The organism is Sphingomonas sp. SAFR-052 (assembly GCF_051965015.1).
Taxonomy (GTDB): Bacteria; Pseudomonadota; Alphaproteobacteria; order Sphingomonadales; family Sphingomonadaceae; genus Sphingomonas.
Genome location: NZ_JBQCMO010000005.1, coordinates 141,997 through 165,621 on the forward strand (window position 1 = coordinate 141,997; position 23,625 = coordinate 165,621).

At 67.3% G+C, this 23,625-nt stretch carries 19 protein-coding genes; 13 read left to right on the forward strand and 6 right to left on the reverse strand.

Annotated features, from left to right (window positions below):
* The first annotated feature begins 19 nt into the window (after positions 1 to 19).
* Positions 20 to 1,138 (forward strand): diguanylate cyclase domain-containing protein, encoded by a 1,119-nt coding sequence (locus ACTHQV_RS10475; protein ID WP_440490132.1) that lies wholly within the window; start codon positions 20 to 22, stop codon positions 1,136 to 1,138.
* 4 nt (positions 1,139 to 1,142) lie between these two features.
* Here ACTHQV_RS10475 and ACTHQV_RS10480 read toward each other — a convergent pair whose 3' ends face one another.
* Positions 1,143 to 1,547, reverse strand: coding sequence for a hypothetical protein (locus tag ACTHQV_RS10480; RefSeq protein ID WP_440490134.1), 405 nt, complete (start codon positions 1,545 to 1,547; stop codon positions 1,143 to 1,145).
* Between the two features lie 109 nt (positions 1,548 to 1,656).
* Between ACTHQV_RS10480 and ACTHQV_RS10485 the strand changes: the two genes are divergently transcribed.
* From ACTHQV_RS10485 to lexA, 6 genes are all read left to right on the forward strand, one after another.
* Entirely contained in the window at positions 1,657 to 2,241 is a 585-nt protein-coding gene (locus ACTHQV_RS10485) for an anthranilate synthase component II (RefSeq protein ID WP_440490136.1), read from the forward strand.
* Positions 2,238 to 3,230 carry an anthranilate phosphoribosyltransferase gene (gene trpD, locus ACTHQV_RS10490; protein ID WP_440490137.1) on the forward strand — a complete coding sequence of 331 codons (993 nt, stop codon included), beginning with the start codon at positions 2,238 to 2,240 and terminating at the stop codon, positions 3,228 to 3,230. Before ACTHQV_RS10485 ends, trpD begins: the two co-directional genes overlap by 4 nt.
* Positions 3,227 to 4,003 carry an indole-3-glycerol phosphate synthase TrpC gene (gene trpC / locus ACTHQV_RS10495; RefSeq protein WP_440490139.1) on the forward strand — a complete coding sequence of 259 codons (777 nt, stop codon included), beginning with the start codon at positions 3,227 to 3,229 and terminating at the stop codon, positions 4,001 to 4,003. Before trpD ends, trpC begins: the two co-directional genes overlap by 4 nt.
* Positions 4,000 to 4,467 carry a cyclic pyranopterin monophosphate synthase MoaC gene (gene moaC, locus ACTHQV_RS10500; protein WP_440490141.1) on the forward strand — a complete coding sequence of 156 codons (468 nt, stop codon included), beginning with the start codon at positions 4,000 to 4,002 and terminating at the stop codon, positions 4,465 to 4,467. The genes trpC and moaC overlap by 4 nt, the downstream gene beginning before the upstream one ends.
* Positions 4,468 to 4,742: 275 nt before the next feature.
* Positions 4,743 to 5,921, forward strand: coding sequence for a molybdopterin molybdotransferase MoeA (locus ACTHQV_RS10505; protein WP_440490142.1), 1,179 nt, complete (start codon positions 4,743 to 4,745; stop codon positions 5,919 to 5,921).
* Positions 5,922 to 5,974: 53 nt separating this feature from the next.
* Positions 5,975 to 6,637 carry a transcriptional repressor LexA gene (lexA, locus tag ACTHQV_RS10510; protein ID WP_440490143.1) on the forward strand — a complete coding sequence of 221 codons (663 nt, stop codon included), beginning with the start codon at positions 5,975 to 5,977 and terminating at the stop codon, positions 6,635 to 6,637.
* Positions 6,638 to 6,981: 344 nt separating this feature from the next.
* Here the strand turns inward: lexA and ACTHQV_RS10515 are convergent, their stop codons facing one another.
* Positions 6,982 to 9,120 carry an alpha-glucuronidase family glycosyl hydrolase gene (locus ACTHQV_RS10515; protein ID WP_440490145.1) on the reverse strand — a complete coding sequence of 713 codons (2,139 nt, stop codon included), beginning with the start codon at positions 9,118 to 9,120 and terminating at the stop codon, positions 6,982 to 6,984.
* A 209-nt stretch (positions 9,121 to 9,329) separates the two neighbouring features.
* On the opposite strand from ACTHQV_RS10515, the gene ACTHQV_RS10520 reads away from it, so the two are divergent.
* Complete coding sequence (locus ACTHQV_RS10520) at positions 9,330 to 10,556, forward strand: MFS transporter (protein WP_440490407.1); 1,227 nt, start codon at positions 9,330 to 9,332, stop codon at positions 10,554 to 10,556.
* Entirely contained in the window at positions 10,553 to 11,713 is a 1,161-nt protein-coding gene (locus ACTHQV_RS10525; RefSeq protein WP_440490146.1) for an endo-1,4-beta-xylanase, read from the forward strand. The genes ACTHQV_RS10520 and ACTHQV_RS10525 overlap by 4 nt, the downstream gene beginning before the upstream one ends.
* A gap of 480 nt (positions 11,714 to 12,193) precedes the next feature.
* Here the strand turns inward: ACTHQV_RS10525 and ACTHQV_RS10530 are convergent, their stop codons facing one another.
* Positions 12,194 to 16,420 (reverse strand): translocation/assembly module TamB domain-containing protein, encoded by a 4,227-nt coding sequence (locus ACTHQV_RS10530; RefSeq protein ID WP_440490148.1) that lies wholly within the window; start codon positions 16,418 to 16,420, stop codon positions 12,194 to 12,196.
* Positions 16,420 to 18,555 carry a BamA/TamA family outer membrane protein gene (locus ACTHQV_RS10535; RefSeq protein ID WP_440490149.1) on the reverse strand — a complete coding sequence of 712 codons (2,136 nt, stop codon included), beginning with the start codon at positions 18,553 to 18,555 and terminating at the stop codon, positions 16,420 to 16,422. The genes ACTHQV_RS10530 and ACTHQV_RS10535 overlap by 1 nt, the downstream gene beginning before the upstream one ends.
* Positions 18,556 to 18,754: 199 nt before the next feature.
* Here ACTHQV_RS10535 and ACTHQV_RS10540 point away from each other — a divergent pair, with 199 nt between their 5' ends.
* On the forward strand, positions 18,755 to 19,759 hold the full coding sequence (locus ACTHQV_RS10540; RefSeq protein ID WP_440490151.1) for a YihY/virulence factor BrkB family protein: 1,005 nt from the start codon (positions 18,755 to 18,757) through the stop codon (positions 19,757 to 19,759).
* Here ACTHQV_RS10540 and ACTHQV_RS10545 read toward each other — a convergent pair.
* Positions 19,753 to 20,151, reverse strand: a complete 399-nt coding sequence (locus ACTHQV_RS10545; RefSeq protein WP_440490152.1) for a MarR family winged helix-turn-helix transcriptional regulator — start codon at positions 20,149 to 20,151, stop codon at positions 19,753 to 19,755. The genes ACTHQV_RS10540 and ACTHQV_RS10545 overlap by 7 nt on opposite strands.
* A gap of 166 nt (positions 20,152 to 20,317) precedes the next feature.
* On the opposite strand from ACTHQV_RS10545, the gene gntA reads away from it, so the two are divergent.
* Both gntA and ACTHQV_RS10555 read left to right on the forward strand, forming a co-directional pair.
* Positions 20,318 to 21,004: a guanitoxin biosynthesis heme-dependent pre-guanitoxin N-hydroxylase GntA gene (gene gntA, locus ACTHQV_RS10550; RefSeq protein WP_440490153.1), complete on the forward strand. Its 687-nt coding sequence runs from the start codon at positions 20,318 to 20,320 to the stop codon at positions 21,002 to 21,004.
* Positions 21,001 to 21,588: a DUF1989 domain-containing protein gene (locus ACTHQV_RS10555; RefSeq protein ID WP_440490155.1), complete on the forward strand. Its 588-nt coding sequence runs from the start codon at positions 21,001 to 21,003 to the stop codon at positions 21,586 to 21,588. The genes gntA and ACTHQV_RS10555 overlap by 4 nt, the downstream gene beginning before the upstream one ends.
* Here ACTHQV_RS10555 and ACTHQV_RS10560 read toward each other — a convergent pair.
* Complete coding sequence (locus ACTHQV_RS10560; RefSeq protein WP_440490156.1) at positions 21,585 to 22,337, reverse strand: prepilin peptidase; 753 nt, start codon at positions 22,335 to 22,337, stop codon at positions 21,585 to 21,587. The genes ACTHQV_RS10555 and ACTHQV_RS10560 overlap by 4 nt on opposite strands.
* Before the next feature lie 95 nt (positions 22,338 to 22,432).
* Here ACTHQV_RS10560 and ACTHQV_RS10565 point away from each other — a divergent pair, with 95 nt between their 5' ends.
* Entirely contained in the window at positions 22,433 to 23,617 is a 1,185-nt protein-coding gene (locus ACTHQV_RS10565; protein ID WP_440490158.1) for an acetyl-CoA C-acyltransferase, read from the forward strand.
* Positions 23,618 to 23,625: the final 8 nt, after the last annotated feature.

Below are 23,625 nucleotides of genomic sequence, written 5' to 3' on the forward strand. Positions count from 1 at the left end.
GCGGTTGAGCAATAGCTCGATGCTCGCCTGGCTCGTCGATCCCACGACCGACATTCCTGCCGAGACACGTCCAATCCTGCTCGGTTCGTTGCTGGCGGCGCCCGGCGTCGTGCTGGCCGGGGCGCTGTCGGGCATCGTGATTGCCATCGGCGCGGCGCTGCACACCGGATCGCCGCAATTCGCGGTGTTTGCTGCGATCGAGATCGCGCTGATGCTGCTCCGCCTGCGCGCGATTCAGCGAAGCGAGCGTCATTATCGCGCCGGGACGCTGCCGACCGTCGATCGTTCGGTCCTGCTGACCCTCGGTTGGTGCACGCTGCAGGGGATCACAGCCTTCGCCATCGCCCTGACCGGCAATCTGGCGATGATCGTCATCGCGACGGCGTTCATCCTCGGCCTGGTCGCGCCGATCTGCGCGCGCCATCACGCCGCGCCGCGTCTTGCGGTCCTGCTCGTCATGCTGTGCGACATTCCCTTCAAGATCGGCATCCTGTTCGCCGGTCAGCCGCTGCTGTGGATGCTGCTCCCGCTCTGCCTGCCCCTGTTCGCCAGCGTGCGCGTCCTGTTGCGCAATTTCACGACGATCACCGCCGCTTCGTTCAACGCCGCCGAACATAGCCGCTTCCTCGCCGGTCATGATGCGCTGACCGGCCTTGCCAACCGCTACGGCCTCGACGAGCGGCTGGCGCTTCTGACCACAGGTACCGACCGGTCGCTGGCGCTGCTGTGCCTCGACCTCGACCGGTTCAAGCCCGTCAACGACCGTCACGGCCATGCCGCTGGTGATGCGGTGCTGGTCACGGTCGCGGATCGATTGCGCGAAGTTGCCGGGGCGGCCGCGCTGATCGTGCGTCTCGGCGGCGACGAATTCATGCTCGCCGTGCCCGACCAGTCACCCGCCCGGGTTCACGATCTGGCCGAACGGGTCGCGCGCGCGGTCTCGGGACGCAGCTACCGGATCGATGGCGGCGAGCGGATCGAACTGGGGGTGAGCCTGGGCTATGCCTGTTTCCCGGAGGACGCCGAAACGGTGGCGCACCTTCGCAACCATGCCGACGCCGCGCTCTATGCCGCAAAGCGCGACGGCGGCGGCGTCCGCCGGCATCGGGCACCGGCGGCGCTCACCGACGCCGCCTGACGGATCAGGGAATATCGCGCTCGGCCGCCTGTTGCTGGCGCCGCTCGGCGAACCATTGCCGCAGCATCGCCTGGGTACAGCCGGTCTGCCCGCCGGTGCCGATCACCGAACAGCTGTTGGGTCGCGTCGCCCGCGCCGCCTCCATCGCGACGTCGGCGCGCTGCGCCCAGCTCGCATCGGCCGATCGCTGCGACGGCGGATCGCGGAAGCGCTTCGGGATTCGATAGCGTTCGTTCTCGTTCAGCCGCGCGCACACCACGATCTCGTCGTCGCTATCGGGCTTGGGACATTGTTCGTCGCCATAGACGGTCGCGTTGCGCACCCGTTGCGGCGGATCGGCCGGCGCATCCTGCGCGATTGCCGGCCCCGCGATCGCCAAAGCCAGTCCCGCCAATACCCAACGCGCCATCGCAACTCTCCTCGCTCGCCACCATGAAGGCCGTCGTGGATTAGCCGGGGGTGAACGCGCGACGATTTCGGGACGTTGCACGCGCGACACAGAACGCTATGGCGGTGCCATGATCCTCGTCATCGACAATTACGACAGCTTCACCTGGAACCTCGTCCATTACCTGATGGAGCTGGGCGTCGAGGTCCGCGTCGAACGCAACGACGCGATGACCGCCACACAGGCAATCGCCAGCAATGCGCAGGGCTTCCTGATCTCGCCCGGCCCCTGCACCCCGACCGAGGCGGGCATCTCGCTCGACCTCGTCGCCGCCTGCGCCGAAACCCAGCGCCCGCTGCTCGGCGTCTGTCTGGGGCATCAGGCGATCGGCCAGCATTTCGGCGGAAAGGTCGTGCGCGGCGGGTTGATGCACGGCAAGACCTCGCCGATCGAGCATGACGGCACCGGCCTGTTCGAAGGGCTGCCCTCGCCCTTCACCGCCACCCGCTATCACTCGCTGATCGTCACCGACATTCCCGACAGCCTTGCCGTCAATGCCACCGCGTCGGACGGCAGCGTGATGGGCTTTCGCCACCGCGACCTGCCGATCCACGGCGTGCAGTTCCACCCCGAAAGCATCGCCACCGAACATGGCCATGCCATGCTCGCCAACTTCCTGAAGGACGCGGGGCTGCCCGCGACGATGCCGGCATGACCGTCACCACCCTGCTCCCCGATCCGTCGACCCCGCTCAGCCATGAGAGCGCCGCCGAAGCCTTTGCCGCGATCCTCGACGGCACGGTCGGCGATGATGCCATCGGCACCTTCCTGACCGACCTCGCGATCCGTGGCGAGACCAGCATCGAGATCGCCGAGGCGGCGCGCGCACTGCGGGCGCGGATGATCCCGATCGCGCCGGTGCCAGGGGCCATCGACGTCTGCGGCACCGGTGGCGACGGGCACCACACGCTCAACGTCTCGACCGCCGTCAGCCTCGTCGTCGCCGCCTCGGGCGTGCCGGTCGCCAAGCACGGCAACCGCGCCGCCAGCAGCAAGGCGGGCGCCGCCGACACGCTCGAGGCACTCGGCCTCGACATGGGCGTAGCCGGAGCAATGGCCGAATCGAGCCTGCACGATATCGGCATCGCGTTCCTCTTCGCCGCCAACCACCATCCGGCGATGCGTCGCATCACCCCGATCCGCCGGCGCATCGGCCGCCGCACCATCTTCAACCTGATGGGCCCTCTCGCCAATCCGGCACGCACCACCCGCCAACTGATCGGCATCGCCCGCCCCGACTATGCGACCGTCTATGCCGAGGCGATGGAGCTGCTGGGCGCCGAAACCGCGCTGATCGTGTCGGGGGAGGAAGGGCTCGACGAGATCTCCGGGGCCGGCCCGACCATCGTCGTGCCCGTCGGCATGACCATGGCCGACCGCATCATGCCCGAGGACGCCGGCCTGCCCCGCCATCCGATCAGCGCGATCCGCGGCGGCGACGCGGCGCACAACGCCGCCGCCCTGCGTGCGCTGCTCAAGGGCGAGCGCAGCCCGTACCGTGACGCGGTGCTGCTCAACGCCGCCGCCGCCCTCCTCATCGCCGACGCCGCCACCGACCTGCGCGACGGGGCGGAGCGTGCCGCCGACACCATCGATTCCGGCGCGGCTGACCGGCTGCTCGACCAATGGATCGCCTACGCATGACGATGCTCGACACCATCCTCGCCACCAAGCGCGCCGAGGTCGCCGAGCGCAGCGCTCACGCGAGCATCGCCGATCTCGACGCCCGCGCGTCCGAACGCAGCGCCCCGCGCGGCTTCCGGGCCGCGCTCGATGCCCAGCCCGGCCACGCGCTGATCGCCGAGATCAAGAAGGCCAGCCCGTCCAAGGGCCTGATCCGCCCCGATTTCGATCCCCCCGCCCATGCCCGCGCCTATCAGGCGGGCGGTGCCGCGTGCCTGTCGGTGCTGACCGATATCGACTATTTCCAGGGTGCCGACGACTATCTGGTCGCCGCCCGCGCCGCATGCGACCTGCCGGTGCTGCGCAAGGACTTCAACGTCGATCCGTGGCAGATCGCCGAGGCCCGCGCACTCGGCGCCGACGCGATCCTCATCATCGTCGCCGCCCTGTCCGACGCACAGATGGTGGAGATCGAGGCGGCAGCGATCGAACGCGGCATGGACGTGCTGGTCGAGGTCCACGACCGCGCCGAACTAGACCGCGCGCTCCAACTCCGCTCGCGCCTGATCGGGGTGAACAACCGTAATCTCAAGAACTTCTCGGTCAGCTTTGACCGGACCTACGAACTGGTCGGCCATGCCCCGGCCGGCTGCACCTTCGTCGCCGAAAGCGGCCTCAGCACTCGCGCCGATCTCGACGCGATGGCCGAACACGGTGTCCGCTGCTTCCTGATCGGCGAAGCGCTGATGCGGCATCACGATGTCGAGGCGGCGACGCGGGGGATGATCGGATGAGCCTCACCCATCTCGACGCCGATGGCAGCGCACATATGGTCGATGTCGGCGGCAAGGCAGTGACCCAGCGCATCGCGGTTGCCACCGGCCGCATCACTATGTCGGCCGAAGCCCTTGCCGCGATCCACGACGGCCTGGTCAAGAAGGGCGACGTGCTCGCCGTCGCCCGCGTCGCCGGCATCATGGCCGCCAAGCGCACCAGCGACCTGATCCCGCTCTGCCACCCTCTCCCGCTGACGAAAGCATCGATTGACTTCGCGTTCGAGGACGACGCGATCCGTGTCGGCGCGATCGCCGCGACCGAAGGCAAGACCGGCGTTGAAATGGAAGCATTGACAGCAGCTTCCGCCGCATTGCTCACCATCTATGACATGGCCAAGGCGATCGACAAGACGATGGTGATTGAGGGCGTCTGCCTGCTAGAGAAACAGGGCGGCAAGTCGGGCGACTGGGCGCGGGGGTGATCGGCCCCGCGCCTTGCGATCGTTATTCCGGCGAGGGATAACCCAGTGCGAATGTTCGCCCCCGCGTGTCCTCGCGAAGGCGGGGACCCAGAGCCAAAGGAGCAAGCGTCTGTTTTGCTTGGCCCTGCCCTCCGCCGGGGTACGGCGGGCGCCGGGGATGGGCGTGGACTTTTGTGAAAGTCCCATCTTAGCAGGAATGACCCTGCCGGATTGATCGATCCTCGGTGACCCGCATTCTACCGTCGATCATGTCCCGTACCGAATAGGCCCGACCCATGTCCCTCCTCCCCGTCGCCGAAGCCCAGACCCGCGTCCTCGCGCTCGGCCGCGCACCACTGGCAGAAACCCTGCCGATCGCCGACGCGATCGGCCGCTTCGCCGCCGCCGACGTCGTCGCCCGTCGCACCCAGCCCGCGCGCCCGCTCTCAGCGATGGATGGCTATGCGATCCGCTTCGACGACCTGCCCGGCCCATGGCAGGTCATCGGCGAAAGCGCCGCCGGTGCCGCCTTCCCCGGCACGGTCGGGGAAAGCGAGGCGACCCGCATCTTCACCGGCGCGGCGATGCCGACCGGCACCGATTGCGTGCTGGTGCAGGAGGAAGCGACCCGCGATGGCGACCGTCTGCAATTGTCCGGCGAAGGCCCGGTCCGCGGCGGCAATGTCCGCCGCGCCGGTCTCGATTTCCGCGAGGGCGAACTGCTGATTGCCGCCGGTGAGCGCATCACCCCGGCCCGCGCCGCGCTGGCGGCGATTGCCGGCCACGGCACGCTAGAGGTCGGCCGCCGTGTCCGCGTCGCCATCGCCGCGACCGGCGACGAACTGGTCCCGGCCGGGCAAGCGATCCGCGACGACCAACTGCCTGAAACCAACGGGTTGATGCTCGCCGGGCTGCTTGGCGACCTGCCGGTCGATCGCATCGATCTCGGCATCCTGCCCGACCGGATGGACGCGCTGATCGATGCCTTTACCGGGGTCGATTGCGACCTGCTGGTCACCACCGGCGGCGCCTCGGTCGGCGATCACGATCTGGTCCGCCCTGCGCTGGCGGCGGCGGGTGGAACGCTCGATTTCTGGCGGATCGCGCTCCGCCCGGGCAAGCCGATGCTCGCGGGAACGCTGCGCGACGCCGCCGTGCTCGGCCTGCCTGGCAATCCCGTCTCGTCCTACATTACCGCCTTGCTGTTCGTCCGCCCGTTGGTCGCACGCCTTGCCGGCGCGACCGATCCGCTGCCCCGCACCGTTCGCGCGACACTCGCCCATCCGCTACCGGCCAACGGACCACGACAGGACTATCTGCGCGCGACTCTGGTCGACGGACAGGCATCGACCGCCGCCATCCAGGACAGCTCGATGTTGCGGACGCTGGCGCGTTCTGACTGCCTGATCGTCCGTCCGCCGCACGCCCCGGCGGCCGATACGGGCGACTCGGCGGAAATCCTGCAACTCGCTTGACGGCAAGCAAATCGTTTCCTATTGGTTCCACGTCTGTTCCGACGGAGGACCCCATGCTGACCCGTAAGCAGCACGAGCTGATCTGCTTCATCGACGACCGGTTGCGCGCGACCGGCGTATCGCCTTCGTTCGAGGAGATGAAGGAAGCGCTCGATCTCAAGTCCAAGTCGGGCGTCCACCGCCTGATCTCGGCGCTGGAGGAACGCGAATTCATCCGCCGCCTGCCCAACCGCGCCCGCGCGCTAGAAGTGTTGCGGATGCCCGAGCGGCCGGTTGCGAAGAAGGCACCGGCGAAACCTGCCGCGGCCCCGCGCCCTATGCCCCAGCCGGCGAACGACGTCATCGAACTGCCGCTGCACGGCCGCATCGCCGCCGGTGTTCCGATCGAGGCGATCGAGGGACAGGCGACGCTCCCCGTCCCCGCGGCATTGCTCGGTGCCGGCGATCACTATGCGCTCGAAGTCGCCGGGGATTCGATGGTCGAGGCAGGCATTCTCGATGGCGACTATGCGCTGGTCCGCCGGACCGAGACCGCCCGCGACGGTGAGATCGTCGTGGCACTGATCGAGGATAGCGAGGCGACGCTAAAATATTTCCGTCGCGAAGGGGCGATGATCCGCCTCGACCCTGCCAACCGCAGCTACAACCCGCAACGCTATCGCCCCGAACAGGTCCGCGTACAGGGCAAGCTCGCCGGCCTTCTCCGCCGCTACTGATCCGAGTCTATCTCCCGGCGGAAGACGGACGGAGCGGCAGATCGGCGAAATGGTAAGGGTGAACGCAATCCGCAAACGGCATCATAGGCTATGACGCCATCCGCCCGATCCGTTCGTCCTGAGTAGCCATTGAGCTTGTCGAAATGGCGTATCGAAGGACCGTCTGTGGCGGATGCCTCGATACAAGTCTTCGACATCGCCCAGCGCCACTCAGCAGGCACGGCTCTAACTGCTGTCCTTATGCTCTAAAAACCAATCGCAACTCCGCATAGCCTGCGTGCGAGCGTGAATTCAGTGAACTTCGGCGCCCCGCCCGGCTTTTCCAACCGGGCGGGGCATTGCCATTACTTCCCGTTCCCCGGCGCCCACGGCGTCCGTATCGCCTTGTAATAGCTCGCCGGATGCGGCGGCGGTGTCACCCCGCCCGGAATCGGACGGCCCGACACCTCGGCAAAGTATGCGATGCACGCATCACGCCACCACTGCGCCTCCTGCCGCTGGATCGCCAGGAACTGGCTGACCTCGGCAAAGCGCTGGGCATCGACCTGTCCCTGCATCGCTGCCCATTGCGCCTGCATCACCGCGACCTCGGCCACGCCCCGGTCGTAATGTGCGACCAGTTCCTCCCACAACGTCCGCCCCGACGCCATCCGCCGGTCCCACGACACATGATGGAACCATAGCAGCAGGTTCTCGGGCACCGCTTTGGGGTCGCTGAACTTTTTGGCCAGCACCGGCGCATATTGTGCAGCCGCATTGCTGCCCGACGGCGTCCGATCGAACCCGATGCCGTTCCGGTCCGCCTTGTGGAAATAGACCGGGTTCCAGTCCTCGCGCGCCAGATCGTCGACCCACGGCCCCGGCCCGTAATGATGTCCGGTCGCGAACAGGTGATTGAGCCCCAGCGGCATCATGTAATCGACGACCGCCTCGTGCGATCGCATCATCATCGCCACGATCGGTTCCGCCGCTGCCTGCCCCCACGTCATCGCTGCCCAGTCGTGCGCGATCTCCCGGGCGTCGCCATCGGGGTTCCACGCCAGCCGCCCGAACGCATACCAGTTCGCCTGATCGAACTGTGATCCCGACCAGTTGCGGTCGGTGCCGATGTTTGACACCCCCGCCATTCCGGTCAGCGCACCGGGACGTACCGGCGTGTCGAGCACATCGGCGACGGTCGTGCCCTTGCGCGGGCGATAGGTATCGCTGCGCAACACCTCCTGCCACATCGTGCCGAGATAGACGAGGTGCGTGGCGAACCCCATATATTCCTTGGTGATCTGCACTTCCATCATCAGCGGCGTGTGCGGCATCGCCCCGAACAGTGGGTGGAACGGCTCGCGCGGCTGGAAATCGATCGGCCCGTTTTTGACCTGCACGATCACATTGTCGGCGAACTTTCCGTCGAGCGGTTCGAACTCGCTATAGGCCTGCCGCACCCGATCCTCGGGCTTTTCGTTGGCATAGACGAACGCCCGCCACATCACGATCCCGCCGTGCGGCTTGACGGCACGGGCCAGCATGTTCGCGCCATCGGCATGGCTGCGCTTGTAATCGCCCGGCCCCGGCTGCCCTTCCGAATTGGCCTTGACCAGGAACCCGCCGAAATCGGGAATGCGGGCATAGATTTCGTCGGCCTTCGCCTTCCACCACGCCGCGACCTGCGGGTCGAGCGGGTCGGCGGTCTTCAGCCCCCCGATCTCGATTGGCGCCGAAAACCGCGCCGACACATAGACCTTGATGCCCCATGGGCGGAAGATGCTGGCCAGCTTCTCGATCTTGCCGAGGAATTCGGGCTTCAGGATATCGGCGCTGGCATTGACGTTGTTCAGCACCGTGCCGTTGATCCCGACCGACGCATTGGCGCGCGCATAATCGGTGTAGCGCGGGTCCGAAAACCCCGGCAGCTTCTGCCAATCCCACAACGACCGCCCAGCATAGCCCCGCTCGACATAGCGATCCAGATTGTCCCAATGGTTGAGCATCCGCATCCCAACCCGCGGCCGATCCCTAACCGACACCCCGGCAAGACTGCCCGAGGTCTGCGCGATTCGCAGCAGCCGGAACGCCCCGTACAACACGCCGATCGGACTGTTCCCGGCGACGACAGTCGCCCGCTTGCCATCGATCGTGACCGACCGCAGCACGAACCCTTCGCGACCCAGCCCCTGCAACGGCAGCCGCAGCGCCGCGATCCGCGCCGACGCCGCCGTTCCGATCACGATCGCGCCATCGGTTACCGGGCCGGCGGCAACAGTCCGACCGGTCAGGCCCGACAGCCCGCGCTCCAGTTCGGCCGCGGCTAGGTCGATCGTCGGATCGCGCTCGTCGCGCACCACCGCGACGGCACGCTCGGCGATTGCCCCTGCCTGCGGCGCCGGCAACGGCCGGTACCGCAGCCACAGATCATAGCCATCCTCGGCCCGCGCCGGCGCGGCCCATAGCGCGCCGACCAGTGTGATCCATCCCAACCATTTCAGCATCCGGCATCCTCTTTCCGTCCCGTCTGACCGACAGCGTTGACACAGGCATATCATGCCGACCATGGTAGCGCTACCACGTCCAAGAGCGTGGAATCGGAGAGTGTATGACCCTGAATCCCCCCGATCGCGCGGGTGCATCCACAGTAGCGGCCAGCTCGTTGCCGCCGATCGCCAAGCCTGCGGGGCGGGTACGCTGGATCGTCTGCGCGATGCTCTTCTTCGCGGTGGTCCTCTCATACGTCGACCGGCTGGTGCTGGCGGTACTCAAGCCCGACCTCGCGCAACAATATGGCTGGTCCGAGACCGGCTATGCCGACCTCGCCTTCTATTTTCAGCTTGCCTACGGCATCGCCTATGTCGTCGCCGGGCGGATCGTCGACCGGATCGGGGCGAAGGCCGGCTATGCGCTGGCGATGATCGTCTGGACGGTTGGCCATGTCCTGCACACGGCCTTCACCTCGACCAGCGGCATGATCCTTGCTCGCATGCCGCTGGCCGCGGGCGAGGCCGGCACCTTCCCTGCCGCGATCGCCGCGACGAACGAATGGTTTCCTAGGCGGGAGCGGGCGTTTGCGATTGGGATATTCAACGCGGGGTCGAATGTCGGGGCGTTGCTGACGCCGTTGCTGGTGCCATTTATCGTTGTGACACTGGACCTTGGCTGGCGAGCGGCGTTCTTCGTCACCGGCGCGCTGTCGGTCGTGTGGTTGGCGGCGTGGTTCGCATTCTACCGCCGTCCGCGCGAAAAAGCGTCGCTGTCGGCGGAGGAACTGGCGTGGATCGAGGCCGATCCGGTCGAGCCGCAGCGCCACGTCCCCTGGGCGCGGATGTTCCGCATCCGCCAGACCTGGGCCTATATCGCCGGACGGTTCCTGATCGACCCGATCTGGTGGACCTTCCTGTTCTGGCTGCCGGACTTCTTCTCCAAGTCGTTCAACCTGTCGATGAAGGAATTCGGGCCGCCGCTGATCGCCGTCTATCTGCTCGCCGATGTCGGGTCGGTGGCGGGCGGATGGCTGAGCACCCGGCTGATCGGGCGCGGCATGTCGATCGGACGCGGGCGCAAGACGGCGATGGTCTGCGCCGCGCTGTGCGCCGTGCCGATCGCTGGCGCGACCTATGCACCGAGCATGTGGGTCGCGGTCGGGCTGATCGGGCTCGCCTGTGCCGGGCATCAGGGCTTCTCCGCCAATCTCTATGCGCTGCCCGGCGACCTGTTTCCGCGTTGGATGGCGGGATCGGTCGTCGGCATCGGCGGCCTGGCCGGGGCGGTCGGCGGCATGCTGATGGCGAAGTTTGCCGGCGCGATCCTCGAAACCGTCGGCAGCTACCAGCCGATCTTCATCGTCGCCGCCTGCGCCTATCTGCTCGCGGTCGCGGTCATTCACCTGATCGTACCCGACTACACCCCCGTCGATGGAAAGGCCGTCGCATGACCATGATCGATCGTCGCAGCATGCTCGCGGGCAGCGCCGCGCTCCTTGCCGCCACCACGGCCCGCGCCGCCGACGCCCCCGCCGATACGCTGAAGGCCGCCGCCGCCAGCAAGGGCCGCCGGTTCGGTTCGGCCTTCGCCTGGAGCCCGCTGGGCGCCGATGCCGGATCCTTCGCCAACCCGGCCTATGCCGCGCTGCTTAAGCGCGACTGCGATGTGCTGGTCCCCGAAAACCAGATGAAGTGGCAGGCGATCCGCCCGTCCGCCGACCGGTTCGATTTCAGCCGCTTCGATCCGATGGTCGAATGGGCCACGGCGAACGGCTTCGCGCTGCGTGGTCACACGCTGCTCTGGGCCTATTCGAAATGGTTTCCGGCATGGCTCAACACCTATGATTTCGGCCAGCGCCCGGCGACCGAAGCGGCCCGCATCCTCGACACGCATATCGACACCGTCACCAAGCGCTATAGCCGCAAGATCGACAGCTATGACGTCGTCAACGAGGCGGTCGATCCCGATACGGGGGGCTTGCGCGAAACGTCGCTGTCGCGGGCGATGGGCGGCACCGCGACCGTGCTCGACCATGCCTTCCGCACCGCGCGTGCCGCCGCGCCGCATGCCGAGCTGGTCTATAACGACTATATGAGTTGGGAGGACGGCAATGCGAAGCACCGTGCGGGCGTGCTGTCGCTGCTGGAGGAATTCCGCCGTCGCGGCACGCCGGTCGATACGCTGGGCGTGCAATCGCATATCGGGCTGTTCAAGCCGACGACCGATGCCGGCGCGGTCGCGAAGCGGCTGGAACCCGAATGGCGCGCGTTCCTCGACCGGGTGACCAGCATGGGGTACCGGCTGATCGTCACCGAGTTCGATGTGCGCGACAAAGGGTTGCCGGCGGCCATTGCCCCCCGCGACAAGGGCGTCGCGGATTTTGCGCGCGCGTATCTGGATATCATGCTGTCCTACCCACAGCTCGGCGACGCCCTCGCCTGGGGGATGAGCGACCGGTATAGCTGGCTGCGCGGGTTCGAGCCGCGCACCGACGGGGTCATCGCGCGCGGCTGTCCCTATGATGAGGATTTCAAGGCGAAGCCGCTGCGGGCTGCGATGCTGGCGGCATTGGCGGGTGGCGTACCGCGGGCAATTCCGGGGCAGTAAGGGGGCGGTGCGAGCGATCGTTCGTTGATCGCGGTCCTGTAAGCGATCGATCTTCGGTGAACTACACCCATCCGGCCAAGGTGGGTTGAGCGGTGGGTAGGATCGGCGCGGGCCTAACGCTTCGTCGCGGGCCGCCCTACCCCCGACCTCCCTTACTCAGGGAAGGAAAGACAACCGCCCTATGCGAGCCACTGTTTGCTTGGCTCCGGCCGCCGCCTTCGCGGGACCTCCGCGAAATTCCACTGCCTTTTCTGGACCCTTGCGTACCCCCGCGAAGGCGGGGGTCCAGAGCCAAGCAAAACAAAGGCTTGCGGACATCGCCCTGGGTCCCCGCCTTCGCGGGGACACGGTACGTCCGACTTTAGCGAAGGTCCCGCCTTCGCGAGGGTACGGATGAATTTGCGTAGGCGGAGACCTACCGTAGCGTTGCCAGATATATCCGCAACAGGACCGGAGCGCCGAAGGCACCCCGGTCCTTCCTCAATAATCCCGGCTGTAGCGTACCGAGGCGTTCGATCCGCCGAACGATCCGGTCTGCGACAACACGCTGAGCGTCCGGGTCAGGGCGATCTGGATCTGCGTGGCGGTGAAGCCGCGGGCGTCGGTGATGATCTCGATATATATGTCGTCGGTCAAATATTTGCCCGCCGCCAGCGAGGTACCACGGCCGGTGGCCTCGTCGCCGCCCAGCACGCGCAGCCGGTCGAAGCCGGTCGCCGAGCGGAGCTTGCCGAGCGGGTTGAGCCCGCCCCCGCCCGAGCCGCGCAGCGAGTTGAGCGCAGCGGCCAGCTGGATCGCCTCGGTCGCCGACAGGTTGGTGACCGAGCTGCCGAACAACAGCCGCGACAACACCTCGTCCTGCGCCAGCGCCGGGGTCGAGTTGAACGCAATCTGCGGTGCCTGTGCGGTGCCAGTGACGTTGATCGAGGCGGTGATGCCCTCGGCGGTCGTGGTGGCGGCGATGTCGATGACGGGGTTGGTGTAATTCTCCCCTTCGAAGCGGATGATGCCGCGTTCGACCTCGAACCGCTTGCCGGCGAAGGAATAGGTGCCGCGGACCAGTTGCAGCTGGCCGTTGATCGTCGGCGCGGCGGAGGTGCCGCCGATGCGCAGATCGGCCTCCCATTCCGATTCCAGCCCCATGCCCGACACATAGAGCCGGTTGTCGGCACGGACGCGCAGCGCGAGGCGGAACAGCCCGGCCGATGCCGCCTGCTGCTGCGGGCGGGTAGCGGCCGGACGATTGGCGTCGCTCTTGCGCCGGACGCCGGTCAGTTCGGGGACTTCGGCAGCACCCTGGCGGATGATCTGATAACGCGCCTCGGGAATGGTGAGGTCGCCCAAGATCAGACCGCCATCGGCACCGTTCTGGATGCGGATGTCGCCGGTCGCCGATGCGCCGAGCGCGTCGCTGCGCGCCAGTTGCGCGTCACGAAGCTGGGCGCGGATGTCGATCGGGAAGCCGCTGTTCGAGGCGAGGCCGACGGTCCCCTGTGCGGCGATCGTGCCGTCGCCAGCGCGCGCGCGCAACTGGGTCAGTTCGAACCGATCGTTGGTGAAGCGGCCGTTGATGCCGAGATTGGTCAGCCGGGTGCCCAGCGTCTCATTTTCGTAGGTCAGGTTGTTGGCCCGGACCACGCCGGTGAGTTGCGGCGCCTGTACCCGGCCGCCAAAGTCGGCGGCGATGCCGATCGGTCCGCTCAACTGCTGATCGGCGAGCCCTGCGAAGGAGAACAGCACGCCCGCCGGGCCATTGTAGCGGATGCCGCCCGACAGCGGTGCCGCCAGCATGCGCGTGACCCACGAACCGCTGCCCGGCGGGAGCGGCCGCAGGTTGGCGACCATCCGGCCGACCGTGGTCGTGCCGCGCCGGATCAGCGCCCGCCCGCTGCCGCCCTCGGGCCGCAGGTCGCCCGCGAACACGATGTCGACCGGTTCGGAGACCGAGGCGAGGCTGGTCCGCTGGAAATTGCGGATCGTCAGCCGGGCATCGGCGCGCGGGAAGCTCTGATCGGCGGCCTGCGCGAAATCGAGGCTGCCGGTCGCGGTGCCGCCGATGCCGGTGCCGGGCATGAAGGCATTGATGATGCTCAGGTCGAGCCGGTCGAGCCGCGTCTGGATCGACATGCCGTTGCCATAGACGCCGGCAGCGCGGATCGACCCCTGCGCGAAATCGATGCGCGTCGGGTAGAGGCGATAGCCGCCCGGTGCCGACACGATCCGCGCCGGATTGACCGTCTTGAACGGGATCGAATTGGCGACCCCCTGCAACGCGACCAGATAGTCGTTCGGACGCAGGCGCGCATTGGCGGCGACACGGAACGGGACGCCCGACGATCCCTCGGCGAACAACTGCGCCGTGCCGTTGCCGCCGCGATAATTGACCTTGGCGCGGCTGCGTTCGAGCAGGAAGTCGCCCATCGACAGGTTCGCGACCTGCGCATCGGCGACGATTTCAGGCTGATCATACAACACGGCGGTGGCGGTGACGATCGCGCGGCCGATGCGAATGCCCATGTTGCCGGGGATCGCGGCGTTCGATGCCTGTGCATTCACATCGGCGCGCTGGTAGCGGCCCTGTGCCGACAGGCGGGCGATACCGGCAATGCCCGATCCGGCGAAGTTGATGCGGCCGGCGAACGGCCCAGCATTCGTCGCCTCGACCCGGCCATCGATATTGACGCCGGCAAAGGTCGCGGAGCGGATATCGGCGACGAGCCGCGGTGCGGTCGACACCAGCACATCGGCGCGGAACGGGCCGTAGTCGGTACCGCCGGTCGCTTGGATCGCATAGCGATCGCCCTGCCCGCGCACCCGCGCCTCGAGGTTGACGAGACCGACGCCGACACCCGGCCGCGCCGCACGCAGCAGCACCTGCGGGGCGGCGACCGATCCGGTCACCCGTGCCGACAGCGGGCCATATTGCGTCGAATAGGCATCGGCATTGACCAGCAGCGGCCCGGCCGGGTCGTAGCGCCCCGAGCCATTGGTGATGCGGAACTGCGGTGCGTTCATCCGCAGGTTGGAGAAGGTGATGATCCCATCCGGCGCGACGCCGACATCGACGCGGGTGGTCGAGACATTGCCGCCGAGGAAGTTGCGGACGCCTTCGTTGAACAGGCGCGTGGTCTGGGCCACGACGCGCCCCTTGATGCCAAAGCCGCCGTTCGGCGCGGCATAGAGGCTGGCGTCGGTCGACAGGTTGAGGATGCCGATGCTGGCGACCTCATAGTCGTTGATCCGCCCCTTGATCGCGCCGGTATAGCGGCCGGTGGTCAGGTTGGCGGCGACGATCGCGGTGGCATCGATCCGGTCGGAACGGATGCGCAGATTGTCGGACAGCACCTGATCGCCCGAAATGGCGAGGTCGCCATTGATCGCGACGTTGGTGACCAGCCCGCCAACCGCGGCGTTGAGTCCGGTGATGCGGCGCGCCTTTGCCGCGATCGGGATCAGGATGCGGTCGGCGTCGACGGTCGCGCGGCCCTCGGCATAGAGCTGTTCGACCACGGTCTCGCCGAAGCCGAGCGCCGCGGCCTGTATCTTGTAATCGACGGTCGGGGTGCCGAAGCCGCCGTCGAGGACCACGGCGGCACGGACCGAGCGGCCGTTGAGGTTGGGCAGGATCGCGCCGGGGGTGAGCAGCATCGCTTCGGTGCGGAAATTGCCGAAACGGCTGTTGCCAAGATCGAGCAGGCCGGCGGCGTTGACCGCGAGCGCGCTGGAGCGCAGCTGGATGCGGGTGTCGGCCTTGCGGTCGGCAAGGGCTGCGTCGATCGCGACGTCGAGGCGCGGTGCGGTCAGCCGCTCGACCGGCCCCTGCAGGATCAGCCCCGGACGGGTCGATCCGCGCACGGTGAAGCGACCGTCGCGACCGGTCACCGCCAGATCGGCAAACTGCTGCCCGCCAAGCGTGCCGGCCAGCCGGCCGCGCCAGTTGTTCCAGTCGCCCTGCCCGTCGATCGTCGCGGCGATCGGTGCGGTCAGGCCGGCCATGCTGGCGATCATGCCGTTCGCCGGGCCGTTGATGCGGGCATCGATGTCGAAGCGATTGTCGTCGGGGACGGCGTCGAGTTTCAGCGCAACGCTGTCGCCGCCGGCCACGCCCGGCGCGGCGATGGTCGCGGCGTTGGCGGTCACCTGCGCACGGCGGTCGGCAATATGCACTTCGCCGTCGAGGCGGGCGATATGGCGCTGGCCGGTCACCGCCGGGCCGACCTCGATCCGGTCGACGCGCAGGCGGTTCACGTCGATATCGTAATCGGGCAGCAGCGGCGCGTTCGGGTCGCCCGGCGGCGTGTCCTTGAGCACCGGGTTGCGGGCATAGCGGACCAGCGGGCTGGTCAGGCTGCGGATATCGACATGGCCGTTGGCGAAGGCGAACGGCCGCCAGTCGAGCGCGATGGCGGGCGAATAGGCGAAGACGCCGCGCGTATCGCTCAGCCGCAGGTCGCGGATCGTCATCGCACCGTAGAGCGATCCGTCGATCCGACCGATATTGACCTTGAGGCCGGAAGCGGTGGTGTAGCCGTCGAGCTTGCTGACCAGGAAGCCGCGACCGGGTCCGGTGTTCAGCGCGAAGACCAGTACGACTACGAGCAGCAGCAGCGCGACGATCGCGATGCCGATCCATTTCAGGATGCGGAGCCAGAGCGGGCGGTCGCGAACCACGACGGTGTCGGCGGCGGGCAGTTCGGCGTCGGTCATCAGAAGGCCTGCCCGATCGAGATGTAGAGCGCGATCTTCGATTCCCCCGGCCGCCGGGCGATCGGCGTGGCGACATCGACGCGCAGCGGCCCAAAATTGGTGTAGAAGCGGCCGCCGATACCGGCACCGAAGCGGAGGTCCGAACCCTTGGGCAGGCTCGATTCATAGACCTGACCGGCGTCGAGGAACGGCACGATCCCGAAATTGCCGAAGCGGTAGCGCGCCTCGATCGCAAATTCGTTGAGGCTGCGCCCTCCGATCGGACGGTTCAGGTTGTTGCCATCCTCGTCGACCTCGGGGGTGCGGGGGCCGAGTTCCTGAAAGCCGAAGCCGCGCACCGATCCCCCGCCGCCGGCATAATAACGCCGCGAGGGGGCAAGGTCGTCGCGGGCGATGCCCTGGATCGATCCGGCGCGGGCGCGGCCGGCGATGACGATGCTCTCGCCGATCGGGTAATAGCCGGTGCCCTCGACCATGAACCGGCCATAGGGACGCGCGGCGCCCTGCACCGATGCTTCGGGGCTGACGTTCAGTTTCAGGCGGAAGCCCTTGGTCGGGTTGAGCAGATTGTCCGACGTGTCGAACCCGGCGAACAGCGGCAGCGCCGCGATGCCATAGGTTTTGCGACGACGCCCGCCGACATCGAAGTCATAGGTGTCTTCGTTGGTACCGATCAGTTCGGCGCCATAGGCATAGGTGAAGCGCTTCTGCCAGATCGGGGTCGAGTCATAGGACCAGCGGATGCCGAGCGTGCCGGTGAATGCCTCGAACGCGTCGTAATTGGTGCGGCTGGCATTGGCGAGGATTTGGAACGTCCGGTCACGGCGGCCGGCGTTCGAACGGCGGAAGGTGACACCCGCGCCCTGTTCCTGCGTACCCGCTACACCGCGCACGATCAGCGCGCCTTCGGGCGGGAACAGGTTGCGATGGGTCCACGACCCTTCGAGGCGGATGCCCTGTCCGGTGCCATAGCCGCCTTCGCCCGCCAACGTCCGCGGTGGCCCGGCGTCCTGCCGCACCAGCAGGTTCACATATTCGGTACCATCGGGCGCAAGCTGCCCGGTCCGCTGCGGTTCGACCGAGACGCTGGAGAACAGCCCCGTCGATACGAGCGCGGCGCGAAGATCGTCGACCTTGCGGTTGTCGTACAGTTCGCCCTGTTTGAACCGGGCAAGCACGCCGACATGCTCGGCATCGAACGCCAGTTTGCCGGTGGTCGAATAGGTACCGAAGGACGAACGCGGCCCGGTGGCCACTGGCAGGGTATAGGCGCCGGTATAGGCGGTATCGTCGAGTAGGATGTCGCGCTGCCCGACCTCGACGAAGGGATAGCCCTGTTGCGGCAACTTCAGGCTGACATTCGCCTCGGCCGCCTGGATGCGTTCGGCATCGACCGGATCGCCAACCTTCAGCGGCAATTCGCGCTGGACGAGGTTCGGCGGCACGGTCGGCTGAGTATCGATGCGGATCGAACCCAACGTGAACTGCTTTCCCGGGATGGCGGTGACGACGGCGCGAATGCGTTCGCCCGGCGGCGTTTCGATCGCGGAGGTTGCGGTGCCGTCATAATAGCCCTTCGCCCGCATGATCCGAATGGCGAGTTGTTCGTCTTCACGCGCGCGGGCCTGCACCATCGTCGCATTCGCGGCCTTGCCCTTGCCCTCCTCCAGCGACGACAGCGCCTTGAACTGCGAGGTCCCGTCGATGTCGTCGAGCCCGCGGATGACGGTGTCATAGCGGATTTCGACCGCACGCTTGTCATCGACGCCCGCGACCTCGACCGGGGTGACGTCGAACGACGACAGCGGCGGTAGCGGCTGCGCCAGTTCGGGCGCCTCGGGCAAGACCGCATCGGGCAGGGTTTCGGGGGGGACGGACGCTTCGGTCGCGGGTGCCCTTGGCGGGGTGACAGCAGGCGGCGTCGCCGTCTCGGGGGTCGGCGAGGCGGGCGCATCGAAGCCCGACATCGGTTCGAGCGGCGCGTTGATGTCGCCTGACAGCGTCGGCAGCGCCGCTTCGAATTCGGGTTCGGGCACGATCGCGCCATCGGCAGGCTGACTCTGCGGCGCCGTCGGCGTGGTCACAGGCGGTGGCGAGGTGGGCGTCGTCTGGGCCAGTGCGGCCGGGGCGGTCATCGTTCCCGCCAGCAACATACAGATCGTCCGCGCGCGAAAATCCCCCAACGTACCGTCCCCGTCCCCTTTGCCCCGGTCATTGCAGCGCACAATCCCCGGCGTCCTCGAAAACGCCGAACCAAAGAATTGGTTCATATTGTAAATCCGCTGCATCCCAACAAAGCGGAACGCGTTGGTATCGCGAGCCAAGGGGAAGTATGTGACCGACAACGCGACATCGATAGATCCGGCAACCATTCCGGGCAGCCAGTCGGCCCATCCATGGGCGCATCCATGGGCCGCATGGCGGGCGATCCTGTTCCGCGTCTACACCATGGTCGGCTATCACAATCTGACGCTGATGGCGGCGGGGGTCGCCTTCTACGCGTTCCTGTCGTTCGTGCCGCTGCTAGGTGCGATCGTCATGACCTATGGCCTGGTAGCCGACCCGTCGACGGTGTCGCGGCATATGCAGACCATCTTCGAACTGGTGCCCGCCGATGCGGCGCGGCTGATTTCCGACCAGTTGATCGCGGTGGTGACGACCGCGTCGTCGCAGGCGGGGCTTGGTCTCGCCGTCGCGCTGCTGCTGTCGGTCTATGGCGCGATGCGGGCGGCCAGCGCGATCATCCAGGCGCTGAACGTGATCTACGAGGAGGAGGATGAGCGCAGCATCATTACCACCACCCTGTTGTCGGCGATGATAACGGTAGCGGCGATCTTCGCGGCGCTCGTCGGTATCGTCTCGGCGGGTGTGCTGACGTGGATCCGCAGCCAGACCGAGTTTCTCGGCACCGCCGGGGCGATCTTCATCCAGGGGGCGACGTGGCTGGTCGCCGGGTTTATCGCCAGTGCGGCAATCGCCTTCGCCTATCGCTACGGCCCCGATCGGGCGCGGGCGCAGTGGCGCTGGCTGTCGGTCGGGTCGGTCGCGGCGACGTTGCTATGGCTGCTGGCGACGGTGCTGTTCGGCGTCTATGCCGCGAACTTCGCCGATTACAATGCGACCTATGGCGCACTGGGCGCGGTCGTCGTGCTGCTGATGTGGCTGTTCGTGTCGAGCTTCGCGATCCTGATCGGTGCAGAGATCAATGCCGAAGCCGAGCGGCAGACCGCGATCGATTCGACCGTCGGCCATCCCCGGCCGATGGGTCGGCGCGGCGCGCGATTGGCCGATACGCTGCCGACGAAGCACCAGGCCAAACCGCGCCGCGACCGTTACTGATCGATCGTTCGCTGCTCCATCGCGTCGGCGGCGTTTTGCACCCGTTCGAGCATGTCGCGCAGCACCTCGATCTCCGTCGCCGTGAACGACGCGAACAATTCCTGTTCGATCAGCAACGCCTTGGGCGCGACCTGTTCGTACAGGGCGCGGCCCGACGGGGTGAGCCGCAGCAGGTGCGAGCGTTGGTCGCCATCATTGGCGCGCCGTTCGACCAGCCCGCGATCGACCAGCGCGATCGCGCCGCGGCTGACCGTCACCTTGTCCATGCGGGTGGCAACGCACAGCGATTGCTGGGTAATCCCGTCGCTTTCGGCGATAACCGTGACCAGCCGCCATTCGGGAATGCGCAGCCCGAACAGCGATCGATAGGTCGATGCGATCGCATCGGACACTCGATTCGAAGCGATGGACAGCCGGTATGGCAGGAAGTCGTCGAGAAGCAGGCGTTTGTTCACGGACCGGATTGTTGCCGCCCCGTCGCCGCCCGTCAACCGGCGCGGAACCGGTGTCAGGGGCGAAACGTACTGTTGATCCAATAACCGGGTCGGGACCTCCGCAATGTTCAACTGGAAACACGAAGCGCAGGATCGCCTGCAGGCGATGCTGTTCGGCCATGTCGCCGATCGCGACTTTCCCTGTGTCGGGGCCAAGTCGGCGATGGCCAAGGGTACGCTGGACGTGCTGGCCTGCTCTCGCATCGACAGCGCATGGGACGATGTCCGCATTCACGATTCGCTGATGCGGCTGGCCGAGAATTACCGGCGCGACCGGGCGATGTATCGCAGCTTCGCGGTGATCTTCGACGGACCGGACGACCTGAGCGAGGCGCAGTTCGAGCGCGCGTTGTGGCAGCGGGTCCAGTCGCTGTCCGACAAGGATGTGTGGCGCGGGCAGGACTATGACGCGCGGGTCAGCGCCGATCCCGACAATCCGCATTTCTCGCTGAGCTTCGGCGGAGAGGCATTCTTCATCGTCGGGCTTCATCCGCGCGCCAGCCGGCCGGCGCGCCGCTTCGACCGGCCGACATTGGTATTCAACCTGCACGACCAGTTCGAACGGCTGCGCGCCGAGGGCAAGTACGAGACGATGCGCGAGAAGATCCTGGTGCGCGACGAGGCGCTGGCCGGCAGCCGCAACCCGATGCTGGCGCGCCACGGTGCGGCGAGCGAGGCGCGGCAATATAGCGGGCGGCAGGTTGACGATCGCTGGGCCTGCCCGTTCCATTATTCGGGGGAGGCGAAGTGAACCACGTCATCCCCGAACGTTCGGGCACCGCCTTCCGCTTGCGGGAGGGCGAGACGCTGGTGGTGGTCGATCCGCGCGGCTGTCAGGTCGCCGACCTGCTGGCGTTCAATGCCGACGATCTGGACGAGGTCATCTCGTCGGGGCGGACGCTGGATTATGCCGAGACGATCCGGCTGACGACCGGGCACAAGCTGTATTCGAACCGCAGCCGGGTGATGCTGGAGATCGTCGACGACATGGTCGGCACGCATGATTTCCTGCTGACGCCCTGTTCCTACGACACCTTTCACCATTTCTACCCCGACCTGCCGCCGCATCGCGGGTGTTTCGGCAATCTGGCGGCGGCGCTCGAACCCTATGGCGTACAGCCGGACCGGATACCGGTGGCGTTCAACTGCTTCATGAACGTGCCGGTCGACGGCGCGACGGGGAAGCTGAGCGTGCTGCCGCCGATCAGCAAGGCCGGCGATACGATCACCTTTCGCGCGGCCATGGACCTCGTGATCGGGCTGACCGCCTGTTCGGCGCCGGCATCGAATGGCGGCAGTTTCAAGCCGATCGAATATCGGGTCGAGGCGGCCTAGGCCGACAGCGCCCAGCAGAGAAAGGCGGCGCCGGCGAGCAGCGTGCCGAGCGGCAGGCGGTCGGTTGCGGTGGGGCGTCGGCCGGCAACCGCCATCGCGAGCACGACCGCCAGACCTGCCAGCGAGGCGATGAGCAGCACGACCGGCAAGGCGCGCCAACCGAGCCACAGGCCGATCGCGCCGAACAGCTTCGGGTCGCCGCCGCCCAGCCCGGTCCGGCCGCGGACCTGCCGGTACAGGGTTGCGACGAGCCACAGCGTCGCGAAGCCCCCCGCCCCGCCGATCAGCCGGTCGGTCATGCCGGGACCGGCGCCGCCAAGGCCACCGACCAATGCGGCCACGGCAAGCGTGAGCGTCAGACGATCGGGAAGCCAGAAGGCGGCAAGATCGATCGCGCCCAAGGCCAGAAGCAGCCAGCCGCAGACGGCGCCGGCAACGCCGTTGAAACCGGGCGCGACGAGTCCCGCTACGATCCCTATCGCTGCACCGAGCAACTCGGTCACGACATGCGCCAGCGCTATCCGGGCACCGCAGCTACCGCACCGGCCGCGTAACGCGACGAAACTGAGCAACGGCACCAATTCCGTCACGCGCAACGTCCGGCCGCACCCGTCGCAGGCCGAACGCCCGATCGCGATCGACCTTCCCTCCGGCCACCGGATCGCGAGCGTCGCGATGACGCTGCCGAACACCGCGCCGAGGATGCCGAGCAGAATTGGCCAGAAAGACGGGGGGAGCGCAGCGGCCATCGCCCGCCCCTATCTGCAATTCCCGGCATTTGCGAGGCGGCGGCACAACCCCTAGATATGATATCAAACGAAACCAGAATCGGTTGGAGAGCCGCATGTCCGATCCCGTCGTCATCCTGTCCTATGCCCGCACGCCGATGGGAAGTTTTCAAGGAAGCCTGACCGGGGCGAGCGCGACCGAACTGGGCGCGGCGGCGGTCGGTGCGGCGGTGGCGCGTGCCGGGCTGTCGGGCGAGGCGGTCGAGCGCATCTATATGGGTTGCGTGCTGCCTGCCGGCCTCGGTCAGGCGCCGGCGCGGCAGGCGGCACTGGGCGCGGGCCTGCCGCAGCATGTCGAGGCGACGACAGTCAACAAGATGTGCGGATCGGGGATGCAGGCGGTGATGATGGCCGCCGATACGATCGCCGCCGGATCGGCCGACATCATCGTCGCGGGCGGCATGGAAAGCATGACCAACGCCCCCTATCTGTCGCAGCGGCACCGCAGCGGCGCGCGGATCGGACACGACCGGCTGCTCGACCATATGTATCTCGACGGGCTGGAGGACGCCTATGAACCCGGCCGGCTGATGGGCAGCTTCGCCGAGGAAACTGCCGCCGCCTATGGCTTCACGCGGGAGGCGCAGGATGATTTCGCCATCGCGTCGCTGACCCGGGCGCAGGCGGCGCAGGCATCGGGCGCGTTCGATCGCGAGATCGTGCCGGTCGAGATCGCCGGGCGCAAGGGCAACACGACCGTCCGCACCGACGAACAGCCCGCGCGCGCAGACGTGTCGAAAATTCCGACACTCAAGCCCGCCTTTGCGAAGGACGGGACGATCACCGCCGCCAACGCATCATCGATTTCCGACGGTGCGGCCGCGCTGGTGCTAGCGCGTGCGTCGGTTGCCGATCGGCTGGGGCTCACCCCGGTCGCGCGGATCGTCGCCCATGCCGGCCATGCCCATGCGCCGGCCCGCTTCGCGACCGCTCCGGTCTTCGCGATGCGCCGCGCGCTCGACCGGGCGGGCTGGGCGAGCGGCGAGGTAGACCTGTTCGAAGTGAACGAGGCTTTCGCCTGCGTGACGATGGCGGCGATGCACGACCTCGGCCTGCCGCACGATATCGTCAACGTCCATGGCGGTGCGTGTGCGCTCGGCCATCCGATCGGCGCAAGCGGGGCGCGGGTGCTGGCGACATTGCTGTCGGCGCTGGAAACCCGCGGATTACGGCGCGGCATGGCGTCGCTGTGCATCGGCGGCGGCGAAGCCACGGCGCTTGCGGTCGAAATGGTCCTTTAAATACTGGA